Annotated in this window: 10 protein-coding genes; 4 read left to right on the top strand and 6 right to left on the bottom strand. The window is 76.1% G+C overall.

From position 1 onward, the window contains the following. Window positions 1-182 precede the first annotated feature (182 nt). Complete coding sequence (locus ACFCLZ_RS32235; RefSeq protein ID WP_380281415.1) at window positions 183-953, bottom strand: glutamate racemase; 771 nt, start codon at window positions 951-953, stop codon at window positions 183-185. 18 nt (window positions 954-971) lie between these two features. Between ACFCLZ_RS32235 and ACFCLZ_RS32230 the strand changes: the two genes are divergently transcribed. Further along, on the top strand, window positions 972-2150 hold the full coding sequence (locus ACFCLZ_RS32230) for a glycosyltransferase (protein WP_380281414.1): 1179 nt from the start codon (window positions 972-974) through the stop codon (window positions 2148-2150). A 312-nt stretch (window positions 2151-2462) separates the two neighbouring features. Here the strand turns inward: ACFCLZ_RS32230 and ACFCLZ_RS32225 are convergent, their stop codons facing one another. From ACFCLZ_RS32225 to ACFCLZ_RS32205, 5 genes are all read right to left on the bottom strand, one after another. Beyond that, window positions 2463-3662, bottom strand: a complete 1200-nt coding sequence (locus tag ACFCLZ_RS32225) for a glycosyltransferase family 4 protein (RefSeq protein ID WP_380281413.1) — start codon at window positions 3660-3662, stop codon at window positions 2463-2465. A 3-nt stretch (window positions 3663-3665) separates the two neighbouring features. Continuing rightward, the gene (locus ACFCLZ_RS32220) at window positions 3666-4865 is read right to left on the bottom strand and encodes a polysaccharide ABC transporter ATP-binding protein (RefSeq protein ID WP_380281412.1); all 1200 of its coding nucleotides are present in this window, start codon (window positions 4863-4865) and stop codon (window positions 3666-3668) included. Then, the gene (locus ACFCLZ_RS32215; protein WP_380281411.1) at window positions 4855-5763 is read right to left on the bottom strand and encodes an ABC transporter permease; all 909 of its coding nucleotides are present in this window, start codon (window positions 5761-5763) and stop codon (window positions 4855-4857) included. The genes ACFCLZ_RS32220 and ACFCLZ_RS32215 overlap by 11 nt, the downstream gene beginning before the upstream one ends. Window positions 5764-5989: 226 nt before the next feature. After that, a complete protein-coding gene (locus ACFCLZ_RS32210; protein WP_380281410.1) occupies window positions 5990-6673 on the bottom strand; it encodes a thiol:disulfide interchange protein DsbA/DsbL in 684 nt (227 codons plus the stop codon). A 104-nt stretch (window positions 6674-6777) separates the two neighbouring features. Continuing rightward, window positions 6778-7911 (bottom strand): glycosyltransferase family 4 protein, encoded by a 1134-nt coding sequence (locus ACFCLZ_RS32205; protein WP_380281409.1) that lies wholly within the window; start codon window positions 7909-7911, stop codon window positions 6778-6780. Window positions 7912-8236: 325 nt separating this feature from the next. On the opposite strand from ACFCLZ_RS32205, the gene ACFCLZ_RS32200 reads away from it, so the two are divergent. The 3 genes from ACFCLZ_RS32200 (at window position 8237) to ACFCLZ_RS32190 (ending at window position 12774) form a co-directional block, all read left to right on the top strand. Then, window positions 8237-9367 carry a glycosyltransferase family 4 protein gene (locus tag ACFCLZ_RS32200; RefSeq protein WP_380281408.1) on the top strand — a complete coding sequence of 377 codons (1131 nt, stop codon included), beginning with the start codon at window positions 8237-8239 and terminating at the stop codon, window positions 9365-9367. 414 nt (window positions 9368-9781) lie between these two features. Further along, a complete protein-coding gene (locus ACFCLZ_RS32195; protein WP_380281407.1) occupies window positions 9782-11605 on the top strand; it encodes a hypothetical protein in 1824 nt (607 codons plus the stop codon). Then, window positions 11602-12774, top strand: a complete 1173-nt coding sequence (locus ACFCLZ_RS32190; protein ID WP_380281406.1) for a glycosyltransferase — start codon at window positions 11602-11604, stop codon at window positions 12772-12774. Before ACFCLZ_RS32195 ends, ACFCLZ_RS32190 begins: the two co-directional genes overlap by 4 nt. Window positions 12775-12834: the final 60 nt, after the last annotated feature.

The following is a 12834-nucleotide window of genomic DNA, read 5'->3' as shown; positions in this document are numbered from 1 at the left end:
ATGCGCCGAGCGAGTCCAGGCCGTGGGGGCGGTGAGCGGCACGGCCTGGGAATAGGCCAAGGCACCGGGACATGGCCTCCCGGCGGTGCGCCGAGCGGGTCCAGGCCGTGGGGGCGGTGAGCGGCACGGCCTGGGATAGGACAAGGCGCCGAGACAGGGCCTCCGGCGATGCGCCGAGCGAGTCAGGCCATGGGGGCGGTGAGCGGGAGGGCCTGGGGGTAGGCGAGGGCGGTGGGAGGGAGGGTGGCGGGGGTGCCGGCGTGGAGGACGGTGAGGGTGGCGGTGCCCTCGCGGGTGGGGTCGAGGACGCGGCGCAGGGCCTGGGCGGCGACCGGGTCGGCGGAGCCGTGCAGGGTCAGCGACGGCAGGGCGCTCGGGGCGACGGCGGCGCGGATGCGGTCGGCGACCAGCTCGTAGTGGGTGCAGCCGAGGACGACGGCCGCCGTGCCGGCCGGGGTGCGGGCGGCCGCCGCGGCGACGGCCGCCTCGATGGCCGCCTCGTCGCCGTGCTCGACGGCGTCGGCGAGCCCGGGGCAGGCGACCTCGGTGACCGCGGCCGTCCCGGCGAAGTCGTGGATCAGCCCGCGCTGGTAGGCGCTGCCGGTGGTGGCGGGGGTGGCCCAGATGGCGACCGGGCCGCCGAGGGCGGCGGCCGGCTTGATCGCCGGGACGGTGCCGATGACCGGCAGCGCGGGCTCCAGTTCGGCGCGCAGGGCGGCGAGCGCGTGGACCGAGGCGGTGTTGCAGGCGACGATCAGCGCGTCCGGCCGGTGCGCGGCGGCGGCCCGGGCACAGCCGAGGGCGAGCTCGGTGACCTCTTCGGGCGTGCGGGGGCCCCAGGGCATCGAGGCGGGGTTGGAGGAGAGCACCAGATCGACGTCCGGACGCAGCGCCCGGAGTGCGGCGGCGGCGGCCAGCAGGCCGATTCCCGAGTCCATCAGTGCGATCTTCACGGGTCAAGACTTTAGTCGATGGCCCCCGACGGGCCTCCGGTGCGGCAGACTGCCCGGGTGACCGTCCTGCTGTGGATCGCCGCGCTCTCCCTGCTGGTCTGGCTCTGGCTGGCGGGCTGCCACGGGTTGTTCTGGCGCACCGACGTCCGGCTGCCGCCGCACCGGCCGCCGGCACGCTGGCCGCAGGTGGCGGTGGTGGTGCCGGCCCGGGACGAGGCCGAGGTGCTGCCGGTGTCGCTGCCGAGCCTGCTGGCGCAGAAGTACCCGGGGCGGGCCCGGGTGGTGCTGGTGGACGACCACAGTTCGGACGGGACGGGCGCGCTGGCGCGCTCGCTCGCCGCCCCGGGGGGCCTGGAGCTGACGGTGGCCACCCCTCCCCCGCTGCCGCCGGGGTGGACGGGCAAGCTGTGGGCGGTGCGGCACGGGGTGGAGCTGGCCGGGCCGGACGCCGAGTACCTGCTGCTGACCGACGCGGACATCGCGCACGGGCCGGACTCGCTGGCCGATCTGGTGGCCGCGGCGGAGGGCGGCCGGCTGGACCTGGTGTCGCAGATGGCGCGGCTGCGGGTGGAGACGGGCTGGGAGCGGCTGATCGTGCCGGCCTTCGTGTACTTCTTCGCCCAGCTGTACCCGTTCCGGTGGAGCAACCGGCCCGGCGCGCGGACGGCCGCGGCGGCGGGCGGCTGCTCGCTGGTGCGGCGGGAGGCGCTGGAGCGGGCGGGCGGGGTGGCGGCGATCCGGGGCGCGGTGATCGACGACGTGTCGCTGGCCCGGGCGGTGAAGGCGGCCGGGGGCCGGACCTGGCTGGGGCTGGCCGAGCAGGTGGACAGCGTGCGGCCGTATCCGCGCCTCGCGCAGCTGTGGCGGATGGTGTCGCGCAGCGCGTACGCCCAGCTGCGGCACTCGCCGGTGCTGCTGCTGGGGACGGTGCTGGGGCTGGCGCTCGTCTACCTGGTGCCGCCGGTGGCGACGGTGGCGGGGCTGGTGGCGGGCGCCCGGCCGGTGGCGGCGGCGGGCGCGGCGGCCTGGGCGCTGATGGCGGGGACCTTCGTGCCGATGCTGCGCTACTACGGCCGCCCGCCGGCGGCGGCGCTGCTGCTGCCGTTCACGGCCTCGCTCTACCTCCTGATGACGGTCGACTCGGCGGTGCAGCACTGGCGGGGCAGGGGCGCCGCCTGGAAGGGCCGGACGTACTGAACCGGGGTGGGCCGCACTGGCCGGACGGACGGTCTCCCGGCTCGCGCACGCCCACCGTCCGATCGCCGCGCCGCTCTCCGACGGGTCGGTGGCATCCCTCCTGGGGCGGGCACTCGCGCCGGCCCTTCGACCCGGACGCCGCGGACGCCCGGGCGTCGGCCGCCCTGCACCGCACCGAGTGGCTGCACGGCTACCGGGGGACGCCCGGCTTCGTCACGCTGGTGCTGCGCCGCGGCTGAACTCCCCGCGCCCCGCGGCCGCTTCCGGGTGCGGAGGAGGAAGTCGTCGACCAGCGACGCGATCCCGGCCGGCTCACCGCCCCAGCAGTCGCAGGGCGGCCGGCTTGGTGAACTCGTACCGGGTCATCTGCTCCAGGTCCTTCAGCCAGCCCACCGTGCGGCCCGGCCGGGCCAGCACCCGGGTGTAGAGGTCCTCGAAGGCGCTGGTGACGCTCTCCAGCGAGAACCGGCCGGCCACCCACTGCCGCCCCCAGGCGCCCAGATCGGCGCGGCGCGCCGGGTCGTCGAGCAGCCCGCGCAGCTGGGCGGCCAGCGTCCCGGGGGCGCGCGAGCCGTCGCCGAAGCCGTACATGCAGCGCGAGGCGTGCGGCTCGACCAGCGGGCCGGGCTCGTGCACGGCGGTGTACCCGGCCGCGCCGTGCACCACCACCGGCTTGCCGAAGGCGAGGCCGCGCAGCGCCGAGCCGCCCATGCCGAGGACGACGTCGGCCGCCTGGTACGCCGGGCGCGGGTCCGCCAGCTGGCCGGGGACCAGCACCGCCCGGCGGCCGAGCGCCGCGTTGACGGCGGCCGCGCGGATGCGCAGCGACTCCAGGCTGGGGCCGGCGCCGACGATCACCAGCCGCACCCGCGGGTCGTCCAGCTGCCGGACGGCGTCAACGGTGAGCTCCGCGCCGGCGTCCTTCTCCAGCGCGGGGACCAGCCGGGTGACGATGACCAGCAACAACTCGTCGTCCCCGATGCCGTGTTCGTGCCGGAAGGCCGACCCGTCGGCCAGTCCGGGGGCGTCCGTGGCGGTGTTGACCGGCGGTTCGATGAGGCTGACGTCCCGGTGGCCGAAGGCCCGGCCGTCGCCCATCAGCGCGCCGAGGCCCAGCACCAGCGGCTGGTGCCGGGGCAGGCCGCGCAGCATCCGGATGCCGTAGAAGGTGGTGACCACCGGCAGCCGGCCGTACCGCCCGGGCCCGAAGTAGGAGTTGCGGGCCGCCCGGACCTCCCAGGCGTGCAGCAGCTGGCTGCCGTGCTCGGCGGCCAGCCGGCCCAGCCGGCGCCGCACGTCGGCGTGCGGGGTGTCGGGGCCGCCCGCCACCACCACGTCCAGGCCGTGCCCGGCGGCGACCTCGACCAGCGGCGCCGGGCCGGCCACCCCCTGGGCGAACAGGACCGGGTCGTGGCCGCGGTCGCGCAGGGTGCGGGCGATGTCGACCGCGTTGAGCTGGGCGCCGCCGAGGGCCAGGTTGTTGAGATGGACGAGCACCCGGACCGGTCGCACGCCTCACTCCTCCCAGTGGTGCGGGACGAACACCGGCGCGGCCAGCACGACGGCCCGCGGCGGGGAGTCCAGCATCGGCCCGAACACGTCGAACTGGCCGGCCGAGTGCCAGCTCATCAGCGTGCCGCCGTCGGTCCTGCCGATGCTGTAGACGCCGGCCCAGAGGGTGTAGCGGCCGCGCGGCAGCGGCAGCCGGGGGATCACGCAGGACACCCGGCGGTCCCCGCCGGTCAGCCGGATCTCGTGGCTGATCTGGAAGATCGGGCTGGAGGTGCCCTCGCTGACGCCCAGGTGCAGGGTCGCGTCGCCCCGGTACTCGCCGCCCAGGGTGAGCTCGACGGTCATCGGCTCGTCGGTGGTGAGGCTCTCCCGCTCCTCGCCGCGCACCTCGTGCTTGAGCAGCTGGATCGGCTCGCCGGTGCGGCCGCCGGCCTCGGACTGCGCCTCGATGGAGTCGCGGTAGCCGGCCATCGCCTCCTTGATCCCGGCGTCCACCCGGATCGAGCCCTGCTCCAGCCAGATGCCGCGCCGGCAGATGGACTCCACGGCGGGCAGGTCGTGCGAGACGAAGACGATGGTGGTGCCCTGCTCGGCGACCTCGCGCATGCGGTCCAGGCAGCGCTGCTGGAACACCGCGTCGCCGACCGCCAGCACCTCGTCCACCAGCAGGACGTGCGGCTCCAGGTAGGCGGCGACGGCGAAGCCGAGGCGCATCTGCATGCCCGAGGAGTAGAACTTCACCTGCCGGTCGATGGCCCCGCCGAGGCGGGCGAACTCGACGATGTCGTCGAAGCGGGTGGCCACCTCGCGCCGCCGCAGGCCGAGCAGCGCGCCGAACAGGTAGATGTTCTCCCGGCCGGTCAGGTCGGGGTGGATGCCGGCCCGGATCTCGATCAGCGCGCCGATCCGGCCGCGCACGTCGATCACCCCGCCGTAGGGGTACATCACCCGGGTCAGCATCTTGAGCAGGGTGGACTTGCCCGAGCCGTTGGAGCCGATGAGGCCGACCGACTCGCCCGGCTCGATCTGCATCGAGATGTCGCGCAGCGCCCAGCGCCAGTCCTCGCCCTTCTCGCCGCGCAGCCGACGGGCCATCGACTCGACCTTGTCGCGCAGCAGCATCCGCTGCTGGTCGGCCTTGAAGCGCTTCCACACCTGGTCGGTGCGGATGGTCCCCAGCGGGAGGGTCTGGTCAGGCGACATCGGCGATCCCCGTCTCCAGCTTCTTGAACAGCAGGTAGCCGCCGACCAGGAACACCACCGAGGAGATCGCGGCGATCGTGGTGAGCGCGGCGTCGGGCGCCTGGCCGTACAGCAGGGCGTTGCGGTAGCCCTCGATCACGGCGCCGAGCGGGTTGAGGCCGACGTAGACCTCCTGGAGGCGCTCCGGGATCTGGGCCAGTGGGTAGGCCACGGGGGTGGCGAAGACGCCCATCTGGGTGATGATCGGCAGCAGGTGGCGGACGTCGCGCAGGTACACCACGGCCACCGACAGGACCAGGGCGATGCCGTAGGTGAAGGCGAACTGGATGCCCAGCAGCGGCACCACCCACAGGAAGGTCGCCGCGGGGGCGGTCCAGAAGACCAGGAAGAGCAGGCCCAGCACGGCGGTGCCGATCAGCATGTCGACGGTGGCGACCAGCATGGTGGCGAGCGGGAAGACCTCGCGCGGGCAGTACACCTTGTTGAGCAGGCTGAGGTTGTTGGCCAGGCTCAGCGCGCCCTGGTTCATGGTGTTGCTGAAGAACTGCCAGACGATCAGGCCGACGTAGGCGAACAGCGGGTACGCGGCGCCCTCGGTGTCGACGTGCACGGCGCGGCGGAACACCAGGGTGAAGATGGCGCACAGCGCGAGCGGGGTGAGCACCGCCCAGGCGAAGCCGAGCACGGCCTGCTTGTAGCGGGCGCGCAGGTCGCGTTCGGCGAGCGCGCGGACGAGTTCACGGGCGCCCCACAGTTCGCGGGCCACCTGGGCCGGGCGGAGCCGGCGTTTGAAGATCAGTTCGGGTGGCGGCCCGTCGGTGGCCGACGGGCGCCGCCCCGGGGCCTGCGTTGTCTGGCTGTCGCGCTCGTCGACGAGCTGCGCGCGTTGTCCCCCCACGGACACCTGCCCTCTCCGGTACCGGCGGTATCGAGAAGTGGGCCCGGCGCAGCGGCTGTTGACACCGTCGGCGGCGCGGCCCGGGCCCACTCTGGCACAGAGTGTGGCCGCCGGGGGTCGGTTCGGTGAAGGTGATCGGATCGCGATGTGCCGCGCGGCCGGAAAAGAGCGGGCCGGCCGCGGTGCGGCCGGCCCGCCGGGGCGGTCGGGTGGGGTGGGAGGAGGGTCAGTGCAGCGTGTGGGCCGGGTGGCGCTGCTGGTCCTGGGCGACGAGGTGGTCCATCACCTCGGGCATCGCCTCGACGCCGCCGGCGTTGGTCGGCGAGGTGCGGTACTCGTCCTGGACGACCACGGTGGGCAGTTCGTTGATGCCGTAGCGGACGAACAGCTCGGCGGCCTCGTCGACCGACCGGCCCACCGCCTCCGAGCCGTAGGCCTCGCGGAAGCGCTGCTGGTCGACGCCCTGGCTCTGCGCCCAGGCGGCGGCGGTGTCCTCGGTGATGAGGTCCTGCTCGTTGGTGTGCACCGCCCGGAAGGCCTCGGTCTGCAGGCGCTCGACCAGGCCGAGGCGCTCCAGCGTGTAGTACAGCCGGGCGTGGCCGCGCTGCGCGGCCTCCTCGCGGCTGCCCTGCCAGATCGCCGGGACGCGGCGCAGGTCGACGTCGGCGCGGTGCCGCTCGGTCCAGCTCTGGAGCGGCTGCTCCAGCGCCTGCGAGTGCCCGCAGTCGTACCAGAAGAACTCCAGCGCCTCGGTGCGGGCGCTCTCGCGCACCGGCTGGATGGTGTCGAGACGGGAGAACGGGGTGCCCTCGCGGGGCGGCTGGTGGCTGGCGGCGGCGGCCTGGAGGGGGGAAACGGCAATCCCGGTGGCGACGGCCAGCAGCAGGGTGGTTCGAAGGATCGACTTCACACCGGGGAGTGTGACCCGCGACGGAACGTCAGCGGCCAGTCGTCCCGGTGCGTCGGGCCGGGATTCGCCTGAACGGCGCACCCGGCCCGGCGCACCGGGACGCGTCAGCCGCGTCCGCCCGGTCCGCCGCGGCCGCAGACCTCGCCGAACAGCCGCTGCCAGGTGTCGACCACCACGTCGAGGTCGCAGTGGGCCAGCGCGTGGGCGCGGGCGGCGGCGCCGAGTCCGGCGCGGTCGCCGGCCAGCACCTTGGCCAGCGCCTCGGCGAGGGCGGGCGGGTCGCCGGGGGCGACCAGCGCGCCGGTGATGCCGTCCCGGACCACCGAGCCGACCCAGCCGACGTCGGTGGCGACGGCCGGCAGGCCGGCCAGCGCGGCCTCGATCAGCACCCCGGGCACACCCTCGCTGTCGCTGCTGAGCAGGACGGCGTCGACGGCCCGGTAGAGCGGGGCCGGGTCGGCGAGGGTGCCCAGGAAGTGGGCCCGGGCGGCGGCCGGATGTCGCTCCAGGGCGGTGCGCAGCGGGCCGTCGCCGGCGACGGCGAGCCGCACGTCGGGGAGCCGGTCGAGGGCGTCGAGGGCGAGGTCCAGGCGCTTCTCGGGGGCGATCGCGCCGACCCAGGCGACCAGCAGGCCGTCCGGCGGCAGGCCCAACTGCTGGCGGGCGGCGCGCCGGTCGGCCTCGCCGTCGGCGGGCGGGTAGAGGTCGGCGGAGCGGGCGTTGGGGATGGTGCGGACGTTGGCGGCGGGCAGCCGGAAGCGTTCGACGAGCAGGTCGCGGGCCTCGTCGGCCAGGGCGGTGACGGCGGCGGCGCGGTGCAGCAGGGCGCCGGTGCGCAGCCGGCGGACCGGGCCGGGCGTCCAGTGCCGGGGGTCGCCGATGGAGACGTAGACGAACGGGGTGCGGGTGCCGGCGAGGGCGAGGGCGCAGGCGGGGAGGGTGGAGGATCCGTGGGCGACGACGAGGTCGGCGGTGCGGGCGGCGGCGCGCAGGGCGCCGAGGGTGCGCGGGTGGAGGCGGCCGGGGCCGAGGACGGTGGTGGAGCGGGTGTCGGGGGCGTCCGGGTGGGCGTCCGGGTGCGGGGCCAGCGCGCGCAGGGCGGAGGCCTGGCCCCGGCGGCGCAGTTCGCGGTGGAGGTCGCGGGCGAGGGCCTGCGCGCCGCGGCGGCGCGGATCGGTGATGAGATGGAGGATGCGGGGGCGGGTTCCGGTCGTCCTGACCGGTGTCGCTTCAGGCATGGGAAAGACCTTGGCACAGCCCTCCGGCCTGGGACGACCCCTTCGCGCAACCCGGCGGTGGTCCGTGCGCCAGCGCGGGTACTCCCGAAAGGCGCCGGGCGGGCGCCGTCGTGCGCCCCTCGCAGGGTCCGCGCGCCCTGTTCCACGCTGTCGTCCGCCCCCTGACGGTTCGCCACCGGCCGTCCGGCCCCGTCCCCGGTGTGACCGAATCGCTGGCGGGTGCCGGTCGCGACCTGCGATGCTGAGCGGCAGTCAGGGTGCCGTCCCGGCACGGGAGACCGGGCGCGCCCAGGAGGGCGGGGGTTGGCCTGTGCATGTGCTCTATGTGATCGACAGCGTGAGCCGGGTCGGCGGGGCCGAGCAGGGCCTGGTGGCGATGGCCCCCCAGCTGGTGCGGGCCGGGGTGAAGCTCGACGTCGCGTACCTCAAGGACTCCCCCGGCGGCTTCCAGCCGGAGCTCACCGCGGCCGGCGCCGACGTGTTCGGGGTCGGCCGGACCACCCGGGGGCGCACGGTCGCCGCGCTGCACCGGCTGGTCCGCGAGCGCCGCCCGGACCTGGTGCACACCACGCTGTACGAGTCGGACGTGCTCGGCCGGGCCGCCGCGCTGGCCGCCCGCACCCCGGTGGTGACCAGCCTGGTCAACGCGTCGTACGGGCCGGAGCACCGCAACGCGCGCGGCCTGAGCCCGTGGAAGGTGCGGGCCGCGCAGACGGTGGACGCGGCGACCGCGCAGGGCACCCGGCGCTTCCACGCGCTGACCCGCTACGTGGCGGGCGCGATGGCGCACCGGCTGCGGGTGCCGTCCCAGCGGATCGACGTGGTGCCGCGCGGGCGCGACCCGGAGCGGCTCGGCACGGTGACGCCGGACCGGCGGGCCGCCGTGCGCACCGCGCTGGAGCTGCCGCCGGACGTGCCGGTGGTGCTGGCCGCGGCCCGGCAGCAGTACCAGAAGGGCCTGGACGTGCTGCTGGAGGCCTGGCCGCAGGTGCTGCGCGCGGAGCCGGAGGCGGTGCTGCTGCTGGCCGGCAGCGAGGGCAGCGAGAGCGAGCGGCTGCGGGCGCTGGCCGCGGCGACGACCGGGGTGCGCTTCCTCGGGCCGCGCGACGACGTGTTCGACCTGATGGCGGCCTCCGACGCGTTCGCCGTGCCGTCCCGCTGGGAGGGGCTGGGCAGCGCCGCGATGGAGGCGATGGGCGTCGGGGTGCCGCTGGTCGCCGCCGACGTGCCGGCGCTGCGCGAGACGGTGGGCTCGGAGGACTACGCCCGGCTGGTGCCGCCGGAGCGGCCGGCCGCGCTGGCGGCGGCGCTGACCGACACCCTGGAGGACCGGGCCTCGGCGCGGGTGCGGACGAAGGCGGCGCGGGCGCGGTTCCTGACCTCGTTCACGCTGCACCAGGTGTCGGCCCAGATGGTGGAGTTCTACGAGCGCTCGCTGCGGCTGCGGACGGTCTGAGCGCACCCGCCGGCCGCGCCGGGCCGGGTCCGCTCCGTCCGGATCCCGGCGCTCCGGACCCGGCCGCCGGGGATCTCCCGGACGAGTATCGCCAAAGTGGTTGCGCCGCACGTCGGGGCTCGGGAAGCATCGCAAGGGGACCGGCGGGGGCGGCGGTCGGCAGGCACCGGTCTCGGTGCACCGCCGGGGCCGGGCCGGGCCGTGGGGAGCGCGGCGTCGTCGAGACGTCGGCCGCGAGTCGTCAGGGGGGCGGGTTGCGACACCGGCCGAGGGATTCCACCGTGCCCGCGAGGGCCTTCCGGTCATGCCCCGGGGCGTGACACCCCAGCGGTACCCGGTCCCACCGTGCTCCCGCCGGGGGCTCGACGGGCGCTGACAGCACCACCGCACCACAAACGCGAGGGGATCCAACCGGTGGAACCGGCAAACCACTTCACCGTCCTGCGGCGCTACTGGCGGCTGCTCGTCGGCTGCACGCTCGCCGCGCTGGTCGTCGGCTGGCTGCTGACCCCGACCGGCGACACGGTGGACAACGCCAAATGGAAGTGCAAGGTGGCGATCACCCCGGTCGCGGGCGCGGGCGACACCGTCCGCGCCGACCAGGTGCTCTCCTACGCGCAGGGCGCGGACGTCGCGGCGGCCACCGCCAAGGCCGTCGGCATCGCCGACGCCTCCGAGGTCATCGCCCGCCGGACCGTCACCGCGGACAGCCCGCAGATGCTGACCATCGCCACCACCGGCCCGACCAAGCAGTCCTGCTCCGACCTGGCCACCGCCTACTCGGCGGCGATCATCAAGGGCTACAGCGACGAGTCGGCCCGCAGCGCCGCCGAGACGATCAAGAAGCTGCAGGCCCAGGCGGACACCCAGCAGCAGCAACTGAACGAGATCCAGGCGCAGTTCAACCGCTCCTCGGCCGCCGACCAGCCCAAGCTGCAGCCCAAGCTGACCGCCGCCGCCACCTCGCTGACCACCACCCTCACCACGATCAGCAAGCTGGCCAACAGCGCCCAGACCGACGCCATCCAGCAGTGGGGCAGCATCGACGCCCGCCAGGGCACCGGCAACCTGCTCTCCTCCCCCAGCCGCAGCGTGCGCCTCGGCCTCGCGGTGGTGCTCGGCCTGGCGCTCGGCGTGGTCGCGGCGCTGATGCTCAGCCGGATGGACACCAGGCTGCGCAGCCGCAACGCCGTCGAGGAGGCGTTCAACCTGCCGGTGATCGGCGAGGTGCCGCACCTGTCGCGCCGTCAGCGGCGGGTGCGCGAACCGCTGGTGCGCGCCCGGCCGTCCGACCCGGCCGCCGAGGCGTACCGCTCGCTGCGCTCGACCCTGCTGCTGACCGGCCCGGACACGCTGGCCCGCCCGGGCGGCGGCGAGGACCGGGACCCGGCGCAGACCGTCTCGCGCCGGCTCGCCGAGCCCGCCGCGCCGGTGGTCCTGGTGGCCTCCGGCGGCAGCCGCGACGGCCGGACCATCACCATCGCCAACCTGGCCGCCGCGCTCGCCGAGACCGGCCGCGAGGTGCTCGTCCTGGACTGCGACTTCCGCCACCCGCAGCTGCACACCCACCTCGGCGTCGGCGACGGGCCGGGCATGGCCGAACTGCTCAGCGGCGAACGGCTCGGCGAGCTGGACGACCTGGTGCGGCCGACCAACGTCGACGGCGTCTCGCTGATCACCGGCGGCAACACCACCGCCTACCCGGCGGCGCTGGTCCTGCGGGCCGGCGAGGTGCTGCGCCGGGCCCGGCGGCACGCGGACGTCATCCTGGTCGACACCTCGCCGCTGCTGCACGCCAACGACGCCTACGACCTGGTGCAGCACGCGGACGCGGTGCTGGTGACGGTGCGCAGCGGAAACGTCACGCCGGAGCAGGCCGACCGGGTGGCCGAACTGCTCTCCCGCACCGGGGTCCCGGTGGCCGGGGTGGCGCTGCTCGGCACCTACGGGCCGTCCGGCGGGCGGCGGCGCGCCCCCGCGGGCGGCTCCGGGGCGCCCGCCCCGGCCGGCCGGGGCGGGCCGCAGGCCGCCGCACCCCCGCGCCCGAGCGGGCCGGCGGGACCCGCGGCGGAACGGGGCTCCGAGCAGCCGGGCGAACGCGGCGGCGGACGCACCACGCCCAGCTGGGCGCGGCGCACCCCCGAAGCGGACGGCGACGGCGACGGCCACCGGCCGTACGGCGCGTCCGACGGCGACCAGGGCGAGCCGGCCCTGCTGCGCGAGGCGGAGGAGCGGTGAACGGCCCCCTGACCGGAGCGGCGGACGGCACCGCCGGCGCGCCCACCCGGGTGCTCTGGCTGGCCAAGGGCCTCGGCCGCGGCGGCGCCGAACAGCTGCTCCTCAACTGCGCCCGCCACGCGGACCGTTCGCGCTACCGCATCGAGGTCGCCTACGTCCTGCCGTGGAAGGACGCGCTCGCGCCCGCGCTCACCGAGGCCGGGGTGAGCGTGCACTGCCTGGGCGGCGTCCCGGGCACCCCGGGCCGGGCCGACCCGCGCTGGCCGCTGCGGCTGCGCGCGCTGCTGGCCGCGCGCCGGTACGGCCTGGTGCACACCCACATGCCCGTCCCGGCGGCCGCCGCCCGGCTGCTCGCCCCCACCCTCGCGGGGGCCGCGCCGCGGCTGGTGCACACCGAGCACAACGTCTGGGAGCGCTACCGCACGGCCACCCGCTGGGCCAACGCGCTCACCTACCGGCGCAACGACGCGGTGATCGCCGTCTCGCACGCCGTCGCCGGGAGCATCCCGCCCGGCCGGCGCCGCCCCGGTGACTGGGTGACCGTGGTGCACCACGGCCCGGACCTGGCCGGCGCGCCCGAGGGACCGGCCGCCCGGGCCGCCGCCCGCGCCGAACTCGGCCTGCCGGCCGACGCGTTCGTGGTCGGCACGGTCGGCAACCTCACCCCCAAGAAGGACCAGGCGACCCTGCTCGCCGCGCACGCCGCGCTGCTGGGCCGCCGCCCGGACGCCCGGCTGCTGCTGGTCGGCGCCGGGCCGCTGGACGCGCAACTGCGCGCCCGGGCCGCCGAGCTGGGCGTCGCGGACACCGTCGTGTTCGCCGGCTCGCGCGCCGACGTGCCCGCGCTGCTGCCCGCCCTGGACGTGTTCACGCTGAGCTCGCGCCAGGAGGGCCTGCCGGTCGCGCTGATGGAGGCGATGACCAGCGGACTGCCCGCCGTGGTCACCCGGGTCGGCGGCATGCCCGAGGTGCTGGACGACGGCGAGCAGGGCCTCCTCGTCCCGCCCGGCGACCCGTCCGCGCTGGCCGGCGCGTTCGACCGGCTGGCCGAGGACCCGGAGCTGCGTGCCCGGCTGGCCGCCGCCGCCCGGGAGCGCGCCGAGCGCTTCGACGTGGCCGGCGCCCAACGCGCCGTCGAGGCGGTGTACGCGCGGGTCCTGCGGCACTGACCGCACGCCCCGGCGGCCCGCTCCGAGAAGAACGACCCACCGACGTTTCCCCGTTAGCCC

It is taken from the genome of Kitasatospora purpeofusca (assembly GCF_042691725.1).
Classification (GTDB): domain Bacteria; phylum Actinomycetota; class Actinomycetes; order Streptomycetales; family Streptomycetaceae; genus Kitasatospora; species Kitasatospora purpeofusca_B.
The sequence above is the reverse complement of the archived record's forward strand: the minus strand, read 5'-3'. Positions and strand labels throughout refer to the sequence as shown.